Source organism: Streptomyces sp. NBC_01233, from assembly GCF_035989305.1.
Classification (GTDB): domain Bacteria; phylum Actinomycetota; class Actinomycetes; order Streptomycetales; family Streptomycetaceae; genus Streptomyces.
This window is the reverse complement of sequence record NZ_CP108515.1, coordinates 42352-63336: the sequence shown is the minus strand read 5'-3', so window position 1 is coordinate 63336 and position 20985 is coordinate 42352. Positions and strand designations below refer to the sequence as shown.

Here is a 20985-nt window from a genome sequence, read left to right as displayed (position 1 = left end):
GATCCCGTTCGACCGCTTCAACTCGGCGTTCTGCTTGCGTTCGCCGTGTTCGGCCGAGAGTGAGCCGATCGTCACGCCCGCCGCGGCCTTGTGGTGGATGCCCAAGTCCTTCGCGACGTGCGCAATAGGGCGGCCGGTGGTGCGGACCTCGCGGATCGTGCGCTCGCGAAGTTCGTCAGGGTATTTCCAAGACCACGGAGTTATGGCTTGTCCGGCGCTGTCAACAGGGGCGGGGACAGGGGCTTGTGGAGGTTGGGGTGGTCCACTCGGGGTCGAGGGTGTAGAGGCCCCGGCCGGTGCGGCGGAGGATTCCTTCGCGGACCCAGCGTCCCAGTTCTGCGCGTAGTCCTTGGGGATCCTCCAGTCCGATACCGCGGGCGATTTCACATGCGCGCCAGGTGCGGTGGGGATCGGTTCGCAGGAGTTGCAGTGTGCGGTCGCGGCGTCCGTCGGGGCCTGGGCCAGCGGAGGGGTTCACGGTGACACTGATGCTGGTGATCCTGGATGCGCCCAGGACTTGTGCCTGGTGGGGCGGGGCGGCGTAGCGGGAGATCGGGCATTTGACGCGGCGTGGGTTGACGCGGGCCCGGCGGGGTGGGAGCAGATCGTGCAGCAGGGCCGGTGTGATTCGTCCCGGTCCGGTGTCGGGCAGTACGTCGGCTGCGGCGATGAGCTGGTCTTTTGCGGTCTCCAGGGCGACGGTGAAGGAGGCGCGGTCCGGGTCGGTGCCGGGGAGGGTCTCGACGGCCTCGGCCATCGCGCGGCGCAGTGCCTGGTAGACGGTCAGGTGAGCCCAGAGTTCTTGTTGGATCCCGGTCGCGTCCTGGGATCGCAGCACCAGGCCGTGCTGCAGGGTGTGCCGAAGCGAGTAGAACGCGGACTCGATCTCCCATCGCTCGTGGTAGAGCTCCACCAGCTCTGCGGCGGGGTAGCGACGGTGATCGGTCAGCGTGGTGGCCAGTCGGTAGTGGCCTTCCAGCCTCAGCCCTTTGGCGGTCGTCACCGCGATGTGCGCATCGATGATCCTCAGCCGGGTCCCGTTGATCCTGGTCAGGAATGACCCGTCCGGCAGTAGTGCCCAGCGTGCGGGTGTCCGGGTTCCCTTGAGGCGTACCAGCAGCTGGGCGCCGGTGGCCGCGGCCTTCGCGAGGAAGTCGTCGGAGTCGAAGCCCCGGTCGTTGAGCAGCAGCATCCTGTTGTCCAGCAGTGGTAGCAGCTGCTCGGCGTAGCCGGTCTCCTTCTCGGGCGTCGGTCCGAAGACCGCACCGAGCAGGGCCCGGGTTCCGGTCTCGCACAGCACCATGATCTTCAGCATCGGATATCCGTCCGTGCCGTAACGATGCTTGTGTTTGCCCAGCCAGGCGCAGACTCGCGGCCGGTCAGGGGCCTTGGTGGAGCTGCAGCCGTCGAAGGCGACTGTGCGCCAGCACCTGTATCGCACCCCTGGTGTGATCGGCTGTGCCACGGGACCGGCCAGTGTCTCGAAGAGCAGCCGCAGCGGCGCGGCGCCCAGCCGCCGGCGCACCTCTCGCAGCGCCTTCTCCGACGGACGCGGTGGAAGGAGCCCGCGCAGGCCGCAGGTGAGTTTGTCCCACACCCGCATGTAGCCCAGCTGCGGGAAGAGAACCAGTGCCAGCACGAAGTAGACACCCACCCTCGACGGCAGCAGCCTCAGCCTCCGCTGGGTTCCGCCAGTACGTTCCAGCACGTCATCGACCAGTTCAAAGGGCAGGTGCCGGGTCAGCTCGCCCAGATGCCCCGGAGCGAAGACCCCGTCGGCGACGGTGATGGACGACGTGAGCGTGACGGTGGAACACTGAACGGGCAACGGGGCTCCTTCCAGGCGGGAAGACCTTGGTCGGCTTCCTCGCTCTACCAGGAGTCCCGTTGCCCTGACCGGCACTTCTCCCAAATACCTCGCCCCTGTTGACAGCGGCCGACAAGCCATAACTCCGTGGTCTTGGGGTATTTCCGGGGTGCTGCCATGGTGCTGGTGGTTTTCCTTCGCCAGGACGGCAACCCTGGCATCAGGGACCCCATGGCAGAGGCAGCCTGACGCAGCGCTGGTGCGTACGGGTGATTCGGGACCACAGCTCCGGCGTGGCCCCGATAGCGTGCAGCCATGGAATATGCCCCGATGCCCGAGCCGCTGCGCCGAGCGGTCAACCAACTGGTGTCTGAAGCAGTCGGGCGCTGCCAAGAAGTCATGCGCTACGCTGCTTCGGACATCGCGCGCGACTGGAAACGGATGACGCTGTACCGGGCCACGGACGCGGCGGACACCATGGATTGCGTATCCATGCTGATTGCCGCGTACTGCGAGAGCAATGGCATGGACCCGAAGATCCTACAGGGCTATCTCCAGCTCAGTCAGCAGCACAGCCGCGCCGACGGGCCGCTGGAGGAGGACCGGGCTTACCTGGCTGATCTGTTGGGGCAAATGGCGCCCAGCCGGCAGCGATAGCCGGGGCCATGGATGCTGCGCGACTGCCGCTGCTTTCGCCGTGGGATTCGTGAGATGGGTGAGATGCAGGAGCCAGTCTTACATGACCGCCTGGGGGCGGAAGTGGCAAATTTTCCGTCTGGGTGGTCATGAAGTGCGTTGTTAAGGCACTGCATGCGCTTGCCGTGCTCACGTGTGGACGTAGGTGGAGATGTTGCCGGTGGTGAAGTTGATCAGGCCGCCGCAGGCGAGCAGGCAGAATCCGGGAATGGGGCCGGGCGGAACGGGCGCGGCCGTGACGTGGACGGTCGTGGTGCTGCTGGAGGCATCGCACGTCCCATTGCCGTTGTAGGCGGCGGTGATCATGTGCGTGCCGACGGTAAAAGTGTAGCTGAGGTCGGCTTGACCGCCGGGGGCAACCGGCACCGTGGCAAGCAGGTCGCTTCCGTCGAAGAGTGTCACGCCCAGACCGCCGCCGGGATCGGAGGCGCAGGTGACGGATGCGTGCAGTTGCACCGGCGAGCCCGCGATGGTGCTCTGCGGAGCGGCCGTCACGGTAGTACTCGACGCCACGGCCGCAGCGGGCGACGCCAGCGCCACCACGGCTGCCAGCGCGGTGGTAACGACCAGATTTCCTCTGCCTCGCGTGATTCTCACCGGTTCAGCTCCTTACGTCAGCGGACTGGGCGCGAAGGGGCGTACGTACTGCGGTGATCTTTACGCTAAGGCGATCTCCTTCGTCCTGCGCGAGGCCGCGCACAGAGGCAACCCGGTTGGACCAGCGGGCCACACCCCGCCGCTCGGACGCGCCGGCCCGCAGCTCAGATGCCGGGTGCGGCGAGACGGGTGTAGGCAAGGCCGGCGCTGGCACCGCCGGCAGTGATGACGCTCACTGAAACCGGACCGGCGGCCCCGGCGGGCACCGTGGCCGTGATCTGTGTGTCGGAGACGACCGTGAAGGCGACAGCCGTGCTACCGAAGGTGGCCTTGATGGTGGTGGCCAGATTCGCGCCTGTGATGGTGACGACGGTGCCGGCGGAAGTCGGTCCACTGGCGGGCGCGAGGCCGGTGAGGGTGGGAGCGGTGACGTAGGCGAAGGGCACAGGGTTGCTCGTGCCGCCCGGGGTGACCACCGAGATCTGGGAACTGCCCGTCCCCGGTGGTGCGGTGGCCGTGATCTGTGTCGACGACAACACAGTGAAGGACGTGGCGTTGGTGGAGCCGAAGCGGACCGCGCTCGCGTTGAGCAGACTGGACCCCGTCAGCGTCACCACCGTTCCCCCGGACGTCGCGCCCTGGCCCGGTGCTGCATCGTTCAGTACGGGAGGCGCAGCGTAGAAGAAGTAGGCGTCGGCGGAATGGGCACTGGTGCCTCCCGGCGCGGTCACGGTAACCGCAGCAGCACCGGGGGTTCCGGCCGGCGTCACGGCGGTGATCTGGGTGGCCGAATTGACTGAGAACGACGCCGCCGGCGCATTCGCGAAGCGCACCGCGGTGGCGCCGGTGAATCCGGTCCCCGTAATGGTGACGCTGGTGGCGCCTGATGTCGGACCGCTGCTGGGCGCCACCGCCGTGACCACCGGGACCGCGGCTGTGATGTAAGTGAAAGTCACCGCGTTGCTGGTACCGGTCGGGCTGACGACCGTCACCGCCGTCGTGCCTGCGGTGACGGCGGGGCTGACTGCGGTGATCTGTGTGGCCGAGTTGACGGTAAAGGAAGCAGGCGTGCTGCCGAACCGCACAGAGGTGGCCCCGGTCAGGCCGCTGCCGGTGAGAGTGACATTGGTGCCTCCGGTGGTGGGGCCCGAGGAGGGACTGATGGCACTGAGTGTGGGCGGCATGAGCGGCTCCTGCGACGGCATTTCTGGCCCGTAGTCGGGCCGGGAGTCGGGCATGAGTGCCGCCGCCCGCTGGTGAAACGGGCGGCGGCGGGATGAGTCTTAGATGCCGGGACCTGCCACATAGGTGAAGGCGCCCGTGGCCGAGCCAGCCGGGTTGGTGACCACCACGTCCACCAAGCCGGCGGCGCCCGGCGGAGTCACCACCGACAGCGTGGTGGAATTCACCACGGAGAACGGTGCCACGGCTCCGTCGAAGGTTACCGAGCCGGTGGCGTCGAGGTTGGTACCGGTGATCGTCACACCTGTACCCCCGGACGTGGGCCCGGAGGACGGGGCGACCGTCGCCACGGTGGGGACGTCGACGTAGGTGTAGGACAGACCGTTGTTGCTGCCTCCCGCGGTGGTGACGGTGACCCCGACGGGACCCGCCGTGACACCCGCGGGCACCGTGACGCTGAGCTCGGTGTCGGAGACGACTGTCGGGGTCGCGGTCACCCCGCCGAAGGACACGGTGTTCGCGGTCGACATTCCCACACCGTTGATGGTGATCGTGTTCCCGCCGACCAGTGGGCCTGACGTCGTCCCCAGTGAGGACTTGAACGGGGCGCCGACGTAGAAGAAGGGAACCGGGCCGCTGGTACCGCCGGGAGTTGTCACGGTGACGCCGGCCGTGCCGGTACCTGACGGGGACACCGCGGTGACCTGGGTCGGTGAGACGTTGGTGATGCTGGTGGCCGGTTTGCTGCCGAACTTCACCGCAGTGGTGCCGGAAAGGTTCGTACCGGTGATGGTCACCAGCGTGCCACCGCCGGTCGACCCCTGATTCGGAGAGATGGGCATGGAGAGGCTCCTCGCTGTAAGAACAGGGACAAGGGGAGACAGCCGACCGGCAGGTCACCTGGGTGCCGGAGATGCGCCCGACTGGCACCGAAGTGCACAGTGGGGTTCCGGCATTGATGGGAGCCGCTTGATGGGAGAGCGAGCGGTTCGATCAGGCTGCGGGTTCGCGGAGTGCTCCTGCGCACGCCCGAATGAAGAACAGGCAGGCACCGCCACTACGACGATCCCCCGGATATGGGATGGGCGGCCCACCGGTTCACTGCATCCAGTGACCCATACGAGTGAATCGTTGACAAGACGCCAACTCCACTCATCACCTGTATGGAGGAGCGCACGCCGGGCAGCAAGCCGCATGCGCATACCGTCGGTGCAATCTCGCGCCATCGGCGTCCGAGCGTTCCGGACCGACGCTTGCGCTTTTTCGGGATCCGGCCTTCGGTCTATACCGATCGCCCAGCCGGCCAAGGCGATGCGCGCAGAGGTCGTGATTGCGGCGGCTCGACGGGAGCGGCATGTCATCAACGCATCGAGCTCGTCCGGCGCGACTCACCGATGTCACAGACCCGGCCGTAGCGCGGGACGGTGGCAGAGTCCGACGACCGACCAGTCGGTGCCACATAAGCGGCACCGACCGGCGATCCAACACCCCTCGAGGAGGCCCATCGCGACTCTGGTACGCCAATGGTTCCCTGACCAGCAAAGAGCCGCAGGCCATAGCAGTGCCACGCCCCCCGAGAGGGATGGGCTGCCCACCGGTTGGATACTCCATTGACTCAGCATCACAGCATATGCCGCAAGGATCTGACGCCATCCTCACCCCAATGGAGGGGTGTTCCGTCGGAGCGCATCGGGGTCGCCTTTGACCGTGGTGACGACGTCAAAGGCGCTTGTGTCGGCCCGGGAAGGTCGTTGCCCTCTGCTCACGGTCGTGTCGAGACGACGTCGCCCGAGCCGGCGCCGTGTCAGGCGTCGAAACGGGTGAGGTTCGCCTCTGGTGCCAGACCCATAAGGGCGGCGAGGGCGGTGGCGAGGGAGGCCACGGTGGGATGCTGCCAGATGAAGTTCCCGGCGAGACGGACGGGGAGTTCGGTTTCGAGGCGGACGCGAAGTTCGGTGGCCAGCAACGAATCGAAGCCGAGGGCCTTGAGAGGAGTCTGCGGGTCCAGCGTGGCGCTGCCGGTGCGCAGGATGGCCCGGATGTGGTCGCCGAGGTAGGTCTCCAAGGCGGTCTGGCGTGCGATGCCGGCGGGCAGGGCTTCGAAGCGGGAGCGGATGCCAGGGCCGCCGGACTCGGGCTCATCCAGAGCCGGGAGGTCGTCCGGTGCGAGGAGGGCGAAGAGGCTGGAGGCGGAGCTCGTCCGGGGGATCCAAGTCTGCGGCGGGCCCGGGAGGACGGCGGTCTGGACCCGTTGATGGGCGAGCAGGGTGTGCAGGGCCTTGATCCCCTCGCGGGTGGGAATGGTCTCGTATCCGCGATCGGCGAAATCGGTGGCCTGCCCCGTCTCGCCCCAAGGACCCCAGTTGACTGCCAGCGTGGGCAGGCCGCCCCGGGTGCGCCAGGTGGCGAAGGCGTCGAGCCAGGCGTTGGCGGCTGCGTACGTTCCCTGTCCGGCGTTGCCGAGCAGGGAGCTCATGGATGAGTACAGGACGAAGAAGTCCAGGGATTGTGCGGCTGTGGCCTGGTGGAGGTTCCAGGCCCCGGTGACCTTGGGGGCCCACACCCGCTTGAGCTGGTAGTCGCTGATGGTGCTCAGGGCGGCGTCGCTGAGGACCATGGCGCAGTGCACAACCCCACGCAGCGGCATACCGCCTTCGGTGGCGGCCTTGACGAGTCGTTCGGCGGTGTCGGACCGGGAGATGTCGCCGAGTACGATCGTGGTACCGGGCAGGTCCATGACGACGCGCGCGGTTTCCAGCGAAGGTGGCCGGCGGCCGTTGAGGACGACCCGGCCCGCTCCCTGCTCCGCGAGCCAGCGTGCCGTGGCCAGCCCGAGACCGCCGAGACCGCCGGTGACGATGTATGCGCTGTCGGGGCGTACGACGGGAGGCCCGTCCGGCAGGATGGCGGTGGTCTCTCCCCGATCGGGGACGGTCAACACCATTTTGCCGATGTGCCGGGCGCCGGCCATCGTGTGGAAGGCATCCGCGGCCAGATCCAGCGGATAGGGGGTGCACAGCAGCGGTTTGAGGCGCCCTGCGGTGATGTGGTCCGCGACCTCCTGCAGAAGCGTGCCGAACAACTTCGGTCGCTGCTGCTGGAGCCCGATGAGGTCGACCGTGGCAAAGGTGATGTTGTGGCGCAGCGGGGCGAGTCTGAGGGCGGCGTCGGCCATGATGTCGCGTACGCCGAGTTCGACGAAGCGGCCGAACGGGCGCAGTGCTTCGAGCCCGGCGCGGACGGCGGGGCCGGCGAGGGAGTTCAGGACGACGTCGACTCCCTCGCCGCCGGTCGCCTGGCGGGTCTGATCGGTGAAGTCCAGGGTGCGGGAGTCCATGACGCAGCGGATTCCGGTGCCGCGCAAGTAGCGTCGTTTCTCCTCGGTGCCGGCTGTGGCCAGGACGTCCGCGCCCAGCAGGCGGGCGACGGCGATGGCGGCCAGGCCGGTGCCGCCGCTGGCCGAGTGCACGAGGACGCGTTCACCGGGGGCCAGCCGTGCGACGTGGTGGAGTGCGTACCAGGCGGTGAGGAATGCCGTGGGCAGTCCTGCTGCCGTCTCGGGGGTGAGGGCGGGCGGGACGGGGACGACGGCGGTGGCGGGAACGGTGATGAAGGAGCCGAAGGTGCCGCCTTGGAGCTGGACGGCAAGGACGGTGTCTCCGGGGCGGACGTGGTCCACGCCCGCTCCCACGGCGGTAACCTCCCCCGCGCACTCGAAACCGATGCGGTAAGGGGTGGCAGGCTCTGAACCGAGCATGCCGAGGGTTGTGAGGACGTCGCGGAAGTTGAGCCCGGAGGCCTGGACGCGCACCTCGACCTCTCCCTCGCCGGGGTGACGACGGCCTGTTACAACCAGTTCGAGGCTGTCGAGATCGCCGAGACGTCCGACGCGTAGGCGGAACCCGTCCTCGCCGTATCGGACGACCCGGGTGGTACTGGCGGTGCGTTCGGCGTGGGTGACGGGGGCCCGGTCGATGCGTGCCACGTATCGGGTGCCGTCCCGCAGTGCGACTTCGTCTTCGGGGGCGTCGGCGAGGAGTTCATCGGCCAGCGCGCGCAGCCCGTGCGCTCCGGGATCGGTGTCGACAAGGGTGGGCCGTAGGCGCGGGTGCTCGATCGCAAGGACACGTGCGACGCCGCGTACGGTGCTGTGGGCGGGGTGACCGGCTTCGTCCGCGGTGACCGCACGGGCGTGCCGGGTGGCGGTGTACAGGCGCCACGTTCCGTTGTGGTCTTCGGCGGCCTGGGCGAAGGCGAGCAGTCGCCTGGCACGTTGCTGTGCGCCGTGAGTGGGGTCGCTGTCGTCGGCGGACGGCGTGCCGCACAACACGACGACGGCGCGCCAGGGTCCCGTTCCGGCGGCCAGGTGGTTGCGGAAGACGTCGGCCAGTGTGGCGAGCCCCTCCCGGCTCAGGGGTGTCTCCCGAACCTCCGCGTGGGCACCGGCGTCCCGCAGGAGTGCCGCCAGGCGTTCGGCCTCGCCGTCGCCCTCACCCACGATGAGCCAGTTCCCGGGCGGTGTCTGCCGGGCGTGGGAGCGGGGCGCTTGGTGCCACCCGAGTTCCATGAACCACTGGTCGACGGCCGTGTCGTGTGCAGGTGCGCGGCGGGCGAAGCGCGCGCCGTCGAGGGCCAGGACCGGTCGGCCGCCGGTGTCCAGGACACGGACCTGTCCGGCCAGGGTCGTCGCGGTGTTCTCTGTGACCCAGGCGTGCGCGTGGACAGCCTGTGAGAGGTCGCCCAGGATCCGCAGAGCGCCGATCTGGACGGGCAGGATGGGCGCGGGTGCGCTGTCGTCGCCGGCTCCGGCGACCAGCAGTTGGAGACACAGGTCGAGCAGGACGGGATGGAAGCTCAGGGCGTGCTCGGGAGTACGGGCGGTGGGTGGAAGTTCGATGCGAGCCCAGAAACTGTTCCTCTGGTTGTTCGTGTGAAGCCTGGTGATGCCGGTGAAGGCCGGTCCGTGTTCGAGGCCGCAGGCACGCAACCCGGCGTAGAGGGCGGCCGGATCCATTGTGACGGGGTGCTTGCGGTCGAGCGCCGGGATTGAGGCCGCACGGGGGGGCTGGGGTGTGGGCACACCGCGGGCAATTGCCGAGGCGTGCAGCTGCCAGGACCCGCCGGGCTCGCGGGAGTGGATTTCGCCGGTGGCCTGCTGGGAGGCGGCAAGGGTGAGCGTAGTGCTGATTTCCGTGTCGTCGGTGAGGCGCAGCAGGTCGTGGAAGGCGATGTCGGTGATCTCGATGTCCGCGACGTCACCGTTGAGTGCGGTCCGGGCCGCGGTGTGCAGAAGGGCGCAGAATGCGGCGCCGGGCAGGACGGCAGTGCCGTGGACGCGGTGGTCGTTGAGCCAGGGCAGATGGCGAGTGGGGGTGCTGGCGCTCCAGGTGTGGCGGGGCGGCTCGCCGGGGATCTCCGTGTGCCGGCCGGGCAGGGCTCCCGCGTCGGTCAGCTGTGGCTCGCCGGAGGTCCAGTGGCGGGTGCGGTCGAAGGTGATGGTGGGAGCGTCTGTCAAGCAGCCATCGCCGCACAGGGGGGTCCAGTCGACGGTGCCGCCATCGCAGTGGACGGCAGCGAGCTGGGTCCGCAAGGTGGCGGTTTCGTCCTGTCCGCGGCGCAGTGAGGGCAGGACCAGCGCCTCCGGGGTCAGTTCGGCCAGGCTCTCCGTGAGGGACTGGGTGATCACGGGATGGGGCGAGATCTCGATGTAGATCTGGTGGCGGTCCTGGGCGGCGGCGGCGACGGCGGCATGGAAGCGGACGGGCTGGCGCAGATTGTTGCACCAATAGGCAGCGTCCAGGAGAGGGCTGTGCCGCGGGTCCTCGGTCACGGTGGAGTAGAAGGGGATGCGGGGCGCACGGGGGCTCAGATCGAGGAGAGCTTCGTGCAGATCGGGCAGGAGAGGGTCGACGTGGGGGCTGTGGGAGGCGACGTCGACCGCGATCGGCAGGGCGAGGATCCCGCGCTTCCCCCATTCCGCGATCAGGCGGGCGATCTGGTCGGCGTCGCCGGAGACGACCGTGGTGCGGGGCGCGGCCAGGACCGCCACGCAGACGGCGTCGGCGCCGGCGTCAGCGAGGTCGGCCTCCACGGTGGCCTGGTCCAGGGCGACGCTGGCCATCGCGCCCGACCCGGTGATCCGCTCCAGCAGTGCCGAGCGGCGGCAGATGACGCGGACCCCGTCGCTGAGTGTGAGCGCTCCGGCCACGACGGCCGCTGCTGCCTCTCCCATGGAGTGCCCGATGACGGCAGCGGGCTGGACGCCATGCGCCTGCCAGGCCGCGGCCAGCGCGATTTGCATGGCGAAGAGCACTGGCTGGATCCGCGGGCCTACGGATACGGGTTCATCCGCGCGGATCAGCTCCAAGACGGAGAACCCCGCCTCCTGCCGGATGAGGGCGTCGACCTCAGTCAGAGCCTTCGCGAAGGGCGCATTACACGCGAGGAGTTGGCGGCCCATTCCGGACCACTGGGAGCCCTGTCCGGAGAAGACCCATACCGGCTGGTGAGGAGCGGTGACATCGGCCGTGCCCGAGACGAGGGCCGGATGGGGCAGGCCCGCGACGAACAGCCGGAGTGCCTCCAGGGTTTCGGCGCGGGTACGGGCCACGACCGCGAGGCGCCCACGTCCGGGGCTGCGGCGCAGGGCCAGGGTGTGGGCCACGTCCCGCAGCGGGACGCGCGCACCGGCTCCTTCCAGCCAGTCGGCCAGGCGACCGGCCGCGGCTGGCAGGGCGCGGTGGGATCCGGCCGCGACCAGGATCACCTCGGGTGGCGCGTTCTCCGGCCGGCGCGGGGCAGGCAGTGCGGCGCGGCGGCTGGGCCGCGGTGGCTGCTGAAGGATCACGTGGGCGTTGGTGCCCGAGAAGCCGAATGAGGAGACCGCAGCCAGCCTGACCGGCTGCCGCCCGGGCCACTGGGTGGGTTCGACCGGGATGAAGAAGCGGGTGGCGTCAGCGGTGATGGCCGGGTGCCAGCCGGTGAAGTGCAGGTTGGGAGGGATGACCCCCTGCTGCAGGCACAGGACGGTCTTGATCAGTCCGGTGATGCCGGCGGCGGGCTCCAGGTGGCCGAGGTTCGTCTTGACCGAGCCAAGGGCGCACGGGGAGAGTCCGTTGCCGTACACGGCTGCCAGGCTGGTGAACTCGACCGGGTCGCCCACCGGGGTGCCCGTACCGTGGGCTTCGATCATTGAGATCTGCGCCGGGTCGACGCTGGCCTGGGCGAGTGCCGTGCGGTAGAGGGCCTGCTGGGCAGTGGGCGAGGGGGCGGCAAGGCCGTCGGAGCGGCCGTCTTGGTTCACGGCGGACCCGCGGACGACGGCGAGAATACGGTCGCCGTCCTTGCGGGCGTCGGCCAGGCGTTTGAGGACGACGGCACCACAGCCCTCGCCGCGGACGAATCCGTCCGCGGCGGCGTCGAAGGTGTGGCAGCGTCCGGTCGGGGACAGCATGCCCATCCTGGCGAAGGACTGGGTGGTGCGTGGGGTGAGCATGAGGTTGACGCCGGCAGCCAGCGCCAGATCGCACTCCTCGCGGAGCAGTGCTTGGCAGGCGAGGTGGAAGGCGACCAGTGAGGACGAGCAGGCGGTGTCCAGGGCGATGCTGGGGCCATGCAGGCCCAGGAGGTAGGAGATGCGCCCTGCGGCCACACAGTGACCGTTCGTCAGGATGGAACCTTCCAGTTCCTGGGGCGAACCGACGAGCTGGTCCATGTAGTCGTTGTAGCTCAGACCGGTGTAAACACCCGTGCGGGAGCCGACGAGCCGGTCGGGAGGCAGACCGGCGTGTTCCAGGGCCTCCCAGACGACCTCCAGCAGGAGCCGGTGTTGGGGGTCGAGGACGTCGGCTTCTCTCCCGGAGACGCCGAAGAAGTCCGCGTCGAACCGCGAAACGTCGGTCAGGTACCCGCCCCGCCGGTGCAGGGCCTGAGCGTCGGCTGACATCCTGGCTGCCGGTGCGGGCGCATCGCGGCCGGGCGGAGGGGCGCCCACCGCCTCACGGCCCTCCATCAGCAGATTCCACAAGGCGGCCGGTGAGTCAATGTCTCCGGGAAGCCGACAGCCCATGCCGATGACGGCGATGGGCCCGTGCGCGGGGCGAGAGGGTTGCTTGTCCATGGCCACCACGGGAGTCTCCTTGTGAGAAGAGCGGATGCATGTGGTTCGAGGAGCTTGGGGAGTTGGAGGAGAAGGAGGTGTGCCACACGGCTGGGCGCGGTGAAAACGCGAGCCCGCAGGCGGAGACGTCCCTCCGGGCCGCGTCTGCGCGGAATCACGGGGAACTGACAGGACCTCGTGCTCCCGCGGGGCCGCCGCCGGCTTCGGATCGGTGACGGGCCCGCGAGCAGCTCAGTGGGTCTGGCCGGGAAGCCCTCAGACCTCGGGACTGCCCAACAGGATGGCGCTCTTCACTCCGCCGACCTGGTAGTTGAAGCTCAGGGCATAGTCGAAGTCGAGGGAACGAGTAGCCGTCCCCGGCACCGGGTCGAACGTGAGGTTGTCCGCAGGTTCCTCGCAGTTGGCGGTGGGACATACCTGGCCGTGGTTCATCATCAGCAGGGTGAGGGCCACCCCGAGGCAGCCCGCGGGTGCACCGTTGTGGCCGAAGCAGCCTTCCTGGGAGGACATGAGCAGATCACGTGACGCGGGACCGTACAGCTCCCTGATGGCGTTGGCCTCGAACGTCGTGACCACCGCGTTGCCGTCGCTGCCGCCGTGGACATAGGGCACCTGGTCGATCTCCCAGGTGTCGCCGAGGCACCGCCGCACCGCGGACACCAGCGCCTTTCCGGTGTCGTCGCAGGCCAGCGGATTGGCCAGCCCGTCCCGGGTGGTTGCCTGAGCAAGGACTTGGCCGTAGAGGCGAGCGTCCCGTGCGAAGGCGTGGTCTCGGCTCTCAAGGACGATGGTCGCGGACCCTTCGCCATGGTTGATGCAGTCGGCGCGCCGGTCGTAAGGACGCATCAGGGATTCGAATGACGGCAGGAGGGCGGGCATGTCCTGGGACCGCATGGCGTCGTACGTCTGCTGGGCTCCGCTCAGCAGACGCTGGATGTTGTGGATGAGGGGAACGCTGAAGACGTCCACCCCGGTCACCACGGCGATCTCGGTCTCACCCGAGGCGATCATGCGTTGGGCATTGCCGATCTGAAGGGCGGAGGACGCGCAGCCACACGACACGGTAAAGTTGGCGCCCTTGGACCGCGTGAGCGCGCCCTGGACCAGAGCCACGTCCGAGGGGGTGACCGACTGCTCCGCCGCGACGAACATCTCCATCGCCTCGGCAACGGGGAGGGTCGCGGGGTCGGCCCGTAGGACGGCGAGGTAGCTGTCGATGTTTGCATCCACACCCCCGCGGCCGACCAGGACGGCGGCCGTTTCGAGATCGCGGTGCACATCAAGCCCCGCGTCCGCACACGCCTGTGCTAGCGACACCAGCCCGAAGCGATGGGCGTTCGTGTAATGGCGGGAGAAGAAGTCGGGAACGCCGACCACTCGTTCCTCAAACGTTTCTTTCGACAGGTTCACGCTGCCGTAGTAGACGCCCTTTTTGACAAGGCACGACGTTCCGGTACTGGCCACCTCCCAGAGTTCGTCGGCGGTGAGGACCGGGGACTGGGTGCCTGGAAGGCAAAGTCCGATTCCGGTGACTACGGCGTCCCGCCCGCGTCGCCTGTTCCGCCTGGTCATGAGTCACTCGCAGGTGACAATGGATTCTTCATCGGGATTCCCCTTCAGGATCAGTCAAGGGCGGCTATGATGGGTCACCGTGCCGGAGCTCGGCCCGTTGATCTTCCTCGCCGGCCAGCCGGCCTATTCGGCCACATAGGTGCGGCAGCACCAGCGGTACACCGGCCGCTGCTCACCTTCACGTCCGGCGCAGGATCCTGAGAACTCGAAATGCTCGTAGGCATTCCCGCACAGGATTTTGACCTTCGGCTCGTCTTCCACTGACTGAACTTCCCAGACCTCGGGAGCCCAGTCCGGCCCTCCGGTAAGCATCACGCTTATCATTTCAGGCATATCCGGCTCCTGTGTCGAGGTGGCGGCCCGGGGTGAACGCACTCCTGCCCGGCTTCTACTGTTGTCGGCTCTGAGCTTCGTGGCCGCACATTCCGCCGCACGTGGCGGCTTCTACTCCTTCATCGCGGACGGAAGAAAGCACGTCCGGGAATCAGGCACCGGGAGACCAGGAAACAGGTCCTGGACAGGGACCTGTAGAAATGGGAAACCAGCATTGTGACCTCGTCGTGTGAGGAAAGGAGCCAAGCGTCGCCCCCGGAACCGAATTCCCCGCGCTCTGTCCGTGGACCGACCGCGGTTGCCTACGCCTCTCGGTACCTCTGGTATGAGGGGCGCGCTCGCCGCGTCGCCCGCGCCGGCCACCCCCGCCCGGGGAGACGGAGACGGCGGGTGGCCGGCTGGAAGGGACGCCTTGTGGTCCGGCGACGGCGGAGTCCCGCCGCCGCCGGGGTGGAGAGGCAGGCCGCCCTGCTCAGTGGTTCCGGCCTGCGATCCGTCAGGTCGCGACAGCCAGCGCCTGGGTGAGCGCGGACGCGGTCGCCTGCTCGGAGGCCAGAGCCGCTCCCGAGGCGCCCAGCAGGTTGTACACGAGGGCGACCGCGTTGCTCGCGGAGGCGGTGAGGACGTTGGCTCCCACCACTGGCGGCTGCCCGGCGCAGTCGCCCATTGCCGCGACGAGCGAGGTGGCGGTGGCCAGGTTGTAGGTGCGGGCGGTCGCCGTGTCGTTGACCTGGTCGGCAGCGATCGCCGCGTCGTTGGTCGCCTGGGCGGCCTCGAGGTCGTTGACACAGGCCGAGGCGGCCGCGGCGGCGGGAGCCGCAGCGGCAAGGGGGGCGATGCCCACCGCGGCAGCCAACGCCATGGCAGCAGTGACAGTAGCGGCGGCAAGGCGGGAACGGTTCATGATGAACTCCCTGGAGGGTGATGAACGCGCCTGATTGCAGGGGCGACCGACGGGAGTGGCACCCCGCTCTGTCCAGAAGCTGCTGTGGGAACTGGAACTCGCCCTGATCGTCCAGCAGTTCACATGCTGGGAATAACGAACGGAACGGGTCGCAACCGAGCTCCCGGAGATGGGATGGGCGACCCGCCGGTTCGCAATTAGTAAGCACCCACGTCGGACGGCATCTCTAGGGGTGCTCCCCCCACATCACCCGAATGGACGCACCGGCAGGCCTCCCACGCAGCAGGTGCACCTGTAGAAACACGTGCAGCACCTTCGTGCCCCGTTCGCGACGTACATGCGGTCACGCTCCGTAGTCCCGGACGGGGGCCGCGTAGGCCCGGTCGGCCCTGGGGTGCCGCTCGAGCCGATGGACGTTGTTTGGTGCTGGCCCGAGCCCCGAGCTCGGGCGAGCACGCCCCAGTAGAGTCGCCGCGATTGCCGTCACCCGCCGTCGGTTGCGACCGCCGTGGGCGTCGCGCTCATGCTTGCGCGCCGCGGCCGCGGGTGGGGCTACAGCGCAGAGTACGTCCGTCGCGACGTCAAGCCGGGCGGACCTGCCCCTGAACGTGGCGGGCGCGGTAGTGGTCGGCCCACGAGGTGGCCGGCCGAGACCGAGCCCCGCAGTTCGACGAGCAGATCGTGGAAGCTGCGGCGTTGCCTCCCGTCCAGCGTCGTACGCAAACCTCGATCACCTCGTCCGCACAGCGGGGGCGCGTCGTGGCGGCGAACGCTACCCGGTGGCACGCGACGAGGTCGGCGCACGCTCGAGCGCGTACCGAGGAGGCACACCTGGACAACGCGTACAGGCGGACGGTGGGGATGGCTATGTCCCCAGCGGGGGCGCCGGGTCAGTGAACTCGACGGACCGGTCGAGCCTCTGGGCTTTCGGGGCTCGAGCCCCGCATAGTGCCCAGGTTCTCTCCCCCTTGTGAGAGGACGACGGACGCTCCAGCGGAATAGAAGGCCCCACGACGTCAGAGCGAGGGGCAGCAACGCCCCGGCCGCCGCACCACCCGATCGGTGTGACGCCGGGTGCGGCACGACCTCACGAGCGCCAACTTCACACCCCGGGTGCTCTTGCCACGCCCGCCTGCGTCGACCCCGCAGCCCCATGGGTATCCGGACAAACAGCCCAACGAGCCGAACTACGCCATCCGGGTGATAGTCGTTTGTCCACTGTTGCGGTCATATGCCAGTCCAGCGGATAACGGAGTGTATCCAACCGGTGGGCCGCCCAGCCTCTCCGGGGGGAGCGGCTGCGCGCGTCGGCCACTGCCGGCCGCTGTGGTGGGCGTGGGCTGCCGCGATGGGTACCCCCTGGGAGAGGGCATTGGATCCGTCAGCCGGTACCGGCCAGCACCGGCTGACGCGGGCCCTTTTGGCTCGACGCGCGACTTCCCCATCACATCGGAGCACGTGCCCGCTCGCGGCACCGTTACCTCGCCGACAGCACACGAGCAGCCTGACATACCACCGCTCACCGAAGACGCAGTGGTTTCGCCGGCTCCCAACCGCGAAGGCGGATCGGAGCAACTCCCCGGCCGGGCCGAACACAACCGGGACTGCCAGGTAGGCGCCGCGCATGAAGAGACCCTGAAAGCAAGGGACCGACCGCCGAGGGCACCGGTGACGCTCACGACGCTCACCCGAGGCTGGCGCGCTCACCTCCGATAGCGATCGGTCGAGCCTGAGCGCCCGGGTGCTCACCTGCGACCCTCACCCTGTCAGCGCGCCACGGCGGTGAAGACGCTCATCAGGCGGACGGCCTCGTATGTGCAGCAAGGACGCGCCTACCGATCACCGCCATGCCCGTATTTGTCGGGCTGCGGAGACGACGGCATCGCCGCGCGTCGCAGCACCCTCCACACAGCGCGCTGGTGATCCCCAGAGCCAGATCACATTTCACCCGGAGCTTTGGCCCGGCCCCACTGGCGTGAAGGACGCCGCGTTCGCCCCGGTCTCCCCCGTTGACAAAGGCCGGGGTGGTCGCGGCAGTCCGCACCACCAAAGATCGAGAGGAGCTGGACGTCATGCACCCGCGCATCCATGTGGTCGACGTCCCCATACACGACACCACCGACCCGGCCCGGCGCGGCTTACACGTCTTCACTGGGGTCGCCGACTCCCCGGCCGCGGCTCTGCGTCGCGCGCAGGAGGTCTACGACGCCGCGCTCGCCGCGCACGCGGCGGGACTCGAGATCCCAGACGCGCAGCCGGACGGCTGGGGAGCACGCGGGCTTCGGCTTGGATGGCAGATGGACTGGCCCGCCGCCAAGGCCGATCTCTGGCGCAACCCCGTCAGCTGGACCCGCCGCAGCGACTTCGCCCTGTAGACCGGCCAGAGACGGCTGCCAACGTCCAACTCAGTCCGCCCGCCCGCCGATCCCGCCATCTCGAGACGCTGGAGGGAGATCACCGTCTGGCCTCCGTTCTGCGCAGACAGGCTGGCACTCGGTCCCGTCCACGCTTGTGTTCAGCGCCGTCCTACCCCTCTGCTGTTGGACTTTGGCGCCGTGCAACTCAGCCGCAATCTTCCGGGCTGCCGTGACGGCGCGCTCTCCGAAGCGGGTCAGCTTCATGGTCGTGCCACGTTGAGCATTGCGGGGAGGTCTGCGGGCCCGGTCGGAGGTGCGGAGAGCGGTGTAGTGGCTGGCTCCGCTGTGGGTATGGGCCCATCGGGCCCTGTTCGCGGTGCTCATGCCGGTCTCCCCGGCGAGGTCGGGCAGGGTTCGGCAGTTCGGCGGCGGTGGACATAATACTCGATCAGCCAGTCCCGTTCGGGGATCCCTCGGTGCCTGTAGTCCTGTTGGGCCGTTTCGGAGGGCGATGCCCCGTGAGCCCACGGTGTCAGCGAGTTTTCCACCAGGGCACCAGCATCGGAGCCCAATCACCCATACGAAGAGCGGCTTGACCTGCCAGTCTCAGATTCGTGTCAGATAGGTCATCGCTTGGCCATCGCTGATGAGATTTGGCCACGAAATTTGAGACCCTAAACGAAAATGTAGGATCTCGCGCTTCGCTGCATACACCGAGGCCGTGACCTGCGGCTTCTCGCGGTGTCTCACGACGCTTCATCTGCGGCTGTCTCAGCGGCTGGTGCATTTCCTCCGGGGCACCGATGCCCCGCCGGACCGGGCAGGCCAGTGACCTGCGGTGTCTCACGGCCCGCTTCATAGAGTGCAGTCGATATGAAGCGGGCGGTGAGATTATGAAGCTGGATTTGAGACGCTACACAAGACTTATTCGGTACTACGGGTCATGTCCCGCAGGCGGGAGTAGTGGAACTGGTGCGCGACAGTGATCGAACAGGTGGGGCCATTGCGATTCTTGGCGAGGATCAGATCGCTCTCCCCTGCGCGGGGACTGTCGGGCTCGTATGCGTCCTCGCGGTGTAGCAGGACGATGCCGCTGGCATCCTGCTCGAGCTGCCCTGAGTCACGCAAGTCGAACACCTGCGGCTTCTTGCCGTCCCGGTGTTCCGAGCCGCGGTTGAGATGGGCGCAGCAGATGATGACAGCACCGGTCTCCTCGGCGATGATCTTCAATTCGCGGCTCACTTCGCTGACACGTTCATAGGGGCTCTGCCGGGTGGTGCGTTGGTCGGTGTACATGAGCTGGACGTAGTCCACAATGACCAGGGGTGCTTGACCCGTCTGCCGGGACAGGGCCTTGATGCGGGTGCGGATCAGGCCTGGGGTGACGCGGGGGGTGTAGTCCATCCACAGCGGCAGTGCCGATAGGCCGGGGAGGCGCAGGGCGATGCGCGTCCAGTCGTCGTCGGTAACGGCCGGCCCGCCCTCCATGAGGCGGTGCAGGTTGACGCGGGCCCGGTTGGCGAGCACCCGGTTGGTGACCTCGTTGCGGCCCATCTCCAGGCTGTGCACGAGGGTGGTCCTACCGGAATGGGAATTGGCCAGCGCGATGCCCAGTGTTATCGCCGATTTGCCCATGGCCGGCCGCCCGGCCACCACGACGATGTTCCCTGGCTGCATCTTGAGGGCCTGGTCGAGTTCGGTGAGTCCGGTGACGGCCGCCGCCTCAATCGCGGTCTCCAGGCTGGTCAGGTGCTGTTGCAGACAGTCGCCGAACCGTTCGAAGAGCCCCTTGTCGACGCTTTGGTCGGCGGCGAGGTGCTCCAGCTCGGCCTGGTGCGCGGTGATCGCGTCGGTTACGGCAGCAGGGTCGGTCTGACGGGCCGTCTGCATTCCGCGCAATAGGGCCTGCTGATAGCGGCGCAGGCGGGCATAGCCGTGGACGAGTTCAGCATAGTGCGCTGCCTCGACAGAAGTGCACGCCTGGGTGGCGATCTCCGACAACCGAACGGCTCCACCGATGCGTTCCAGGTCACCGCTCCGGCGCAACTCGGCCTCGACCATCGGCACACCGGTGGGTTTGCTTTGGCCATGCAGGGCCAGAATCGCCCGCCAGATCGTCTCGTGGTGAGGGTGGTACCAGTCACCGCCGTCACTCAGGACGGATGCGGCGGCCGCCACTGGGTCGTAGGCCGGCGTAGCCGTCAGGCAGGCGCCCAGTACAGCCGTTTCGGCCTCAGTGCTCGCGGCCATGGATCCGTCCGGCTGCCGCGCGGGAACGTCCAGGTCGAAAGCGTTCACCGCAGCTCCTTGATGGTGCCGACCGTGATGCCCGGATGACTGCAACGGCGCATCGGGCCGTCGTCGTCGCCGTCCACGGCCCAGCCGTACTGATCGCATGCCGGGCAGACCGCCCGCAGCCCAGCGAGGTCCTGCGGCGCCGGTCCCGGCTGTGTAGCTGGTGCTGGGGCCGGAGCGCGGTAGCGGCGCAGGTCCGCCACCCACAAGGGCAGACACTTCACCCACGAAGCCGCACCGGTGGTGTTCTTGAAGATCTCGTCCTCCAGCATCCGGCGCTGGCAGTCGTCCATGGCCGTCAGCGCCGGCCAGCCCTGCGCTCGCATCGCCGACAGCAGCTTCGGAGCGCTCTTGCGCGCAGTCGCCAGCCCTGCCTGCCACTGCTGCATCTGCTGCAGGAAGTCCTCAGCAGACCGGATCTCCTCAAGGGAGAACTCCTGCGCTTCCTTCCGCTGCGATGGCAGGGACCCCGCGGTGAGGGGGTAGGGGGGGGAGGAATCCTCCTCCCCCGGGGGGAGTGGGGGGTGGACGTCGAATCGCGGGTTTCCCGCAATCCGCCTCCGAGCAGGCGAAACGCGGGTTTCCAGATCGCGGGTTTTCCGCCATCCGGATCCGGATGGCGGGTTTCCCGTATTCCGCCTCGGAGCAGGCGAAACGCGGGTTTCCAGCGGTTCGGGTTCCGCCTCCGGCCCCGGATCGCTGGTTTCCCGCTTTGCGGCGCTTACCTGCAAGGATACGGTGAGGCCGAGATCGATGTACTGCTGGTTGTTGGCCGGGTTTCGGTAGACCCGAGTGATCCAGGTCGGGCGCTGGGCGACCTCGTCGTACACGGAGATCCGGGCGAGCTGGCCGGCCTTGGTCAGTCGGCCCGCGATCGCGTTGTACCGGTCCTTACCCATCTTCCAGCCCCGGGCTTGGAGGTCCTTGCGGATCGCCTCCATGGTCGATGGAAGACGAGGGTCCCGGAGCAGCAACTCCGCCAGCACGCCAAGATCCTCCGGCTGCAGGCCCGGCGTGCGCACCAACTCACGCCGAAGGATCACGTCTTCCGGGGCCTCCCAGGAGCGCTCCAGATAACTGCTCCCGAAGTCATCATTCACTGGCCACCACCACCCACAGAGCC

Annotated in this window: 11 protein-coding genes and 1 pseudogene; 2 read left to right on the top strand and 10 right to left on the bottom strand. The window is 68.2% G+C overall.

All coding sequences use genetic code 11. The features are described 5' to 3' along the window. Positions 1-200 precede the first annotated feature (200 nt). Positions 201-1828, bottom strand: a pseudogene (locus OG332_RS47310) (IS4 family transposase). 294 nt (positions 1829-2122) lie between these two features. Here OG332_RS47310 and OG332_RS47305 point away from each other — a divergent pair. After that, positions 2123-2464, top strand: coding sequence for a hypothetical protein (locus OG332_RS47305; protein ID WP_327419647.1), 342 nt, complete (start codon positions 2123-2125; stop codon positions 2462-2464). Between the two features lie 168 nt (positions 2465-2632). Here OG332_RS47305 and OG332_RS47300 read toward each other — a convergent pair whose 3' ends face one another. The 7 genes from OG332_RS47300 to OG332_RS47270 form a co-directional block, all read right to left on the bottom strand. Continuing rightward, on the bottom strand, positions 2633-3046 hold the full coding sequence (locus OG332_RS47300; RefSeq protein ID WP_327419646.1) for an Ig-like domain-containing protein: 414 nt from the start codon (positions 3044-3046) through the stop codon (positions 2633-2635). A 218-nt stretch (positions 3047-3264) separates the two neighbouring features. After that, positions 3265-4305, bottom strand: coding sequence for an IPT/TIG domain-containing protein (locus OG332_RS47295; protein WP_327419645.1), 1041 nt, complete (start codon positions 4303-4305; stop codon positions 3265-3267). 78 nt (positions 4306-4383) lie between these two features. Further along, positions 4384-5124 (bottom strand): IPT/TIG domain-containing protein, encoded by a 741-nt coding sequence (locus OG332_RS47290; RefSeq protein WP_327419644.1) that lies wholly within the window; start codon positions 5122-5124, stop codon positions 4384-4386. 962 nt (positions 5125-6086) lie between these two features. Continuing rightward, the gene (locus tag OG332_RS47285) at positions 6087-12401 is read right to left on the bottom strand and encodes a type I polyketide synthase (protein WP_327419651.1); all 6315 of its coding nucleotides are present in this window, start codon (positions 12399-12401) and stop codon (positions 6087-6089) included. A gap of 255 nt (positions 12402-12656) precedes the next feature. Further along, a complete protein-coding gene (locus tag OG332_RS47280; protein WP_327419643.1) occupies positions 12657-13973 on the bottom strand; it encodes a beta-ketoacyl synthase N-terminal-like domain-containing protein in 1317 nt (438 codons plus the stop codon). A gap of 123 nt (positions 13974-14096) precedes the next feature. Then, on the bottom strand, positions 14097-14306 hold the full coding sequence (locus OG332_RS47275) for a DUF5988 family protein (protein ID WP_327419642.1): 210 nt from the start codon (positions 14304-14306) through the stop codon (positions 14097-14099). Positions 14307-14802: 496 nt separating this feature from the next. Beyond that, a complete protein-coding gene (locus tag OG332_RS47270; RefSeq protein WP_327419641.1) occupies positions 14803-15210 on the bottom strand; it encodes a hypothetical protein in 408 nt (135 codons plus the stop codon). A gap of 2024 nt (positions 15211-17234) precedes the next feature. On the opposite strand from OG332_RS47270, the gene OG332_RS47265 reads away from it, so the two are divergent. Further along, on the top strand, positions 17235-17585 hold the full coding sequence (locus OG332_RS47265; protein WP_442816417.1) for a hypothetical protein: 351 nt from the start codon (positions 17235-17237) through the stop codon (positions 17583-17585). A gap of 906 nt (positions 17586-18491) precedes the next feature. On the opposite strand, the gene OG332_RS47260 is transcribed toward OG332_RS47265, so the two are convergent. Next, on the bottom strand, positions 18492-19865 hold the full coding sequence (locus tag OG332_RS47260) for a replicative DNA helicase (protein ID WP_327419640.1): 1374 nt from the start codon (positions 19863-19865) through the stop codon (positions 18492-18494). Beyond that, positions 19862-20962, bottom strand: a complete 1101-nt coding sequence (locus OG332_RS47255) for a hypothetical protein (protein WP_327419639.1) — start codon at positions 20960-20962, stop codon at positions 19862-19864. The genes OG332_RS47260 and OG332_RS47255 overlap by 4 nt, the downstream gene beginning before the upstream one ends. Positions 20963-20985: the final 23 nt, after the last annotated feature.

Excerpts from the sequence above, each read along its gene's own strand:
- OG332_RS47305 (WP_327419647.1), top strand. The coding sequence starts at position 2,123 with ATGGAATATGCCCCGATGCCCGAGCCGCTGCGCCGAGCGGTCAACCAA.
- OG332_RS47295 (WP_327419645.1), bottom strand. The coding sequence starts at position 4,305 with ATGCCGTCGCAGGAGCCGCTCATGCCGCCCACACTCAGTGCCATCAGT.
- OG332_RS47290 (WP_327419644.1), bottom strand. The coding sequence starts at position 5,124 with ATGCCCATCTCTCCGAATCAGGGGTCGACCGGCGGTGGCACGCTGGTG.
- OG332_RS47285 (WP_327419651.1), bottom strand. The coding sequence starts at position 12,401 with ATGGACAAGCAACCCTCTCGCCCCGCGCACGGGCCCATCGCCGTCATC.
- OG332_RS47280 (WP_327419643.1), bottom strand. The coding sequence starts at position 13,973 with ATGACCAGGCGGAACAGGCGACGCGGGCGGGACGCCGTAGTCACCGGA.
- OG332_RS47275 (WP_327419642.1), bottom strand. The coding sequence starts at position 14,306 with ATGCCTGAAATGATAAGCGTGATGCTTACCGGAGGGCCGGACTGGGCT.
- OG332_RS47270 (WP_327419641.1), bottom strand. The coding sequence starts at position 15,210 with ATGAACCGTTCCCGCCTTGCCGCCGCTACTGTCACTGCTGCCATGGCG.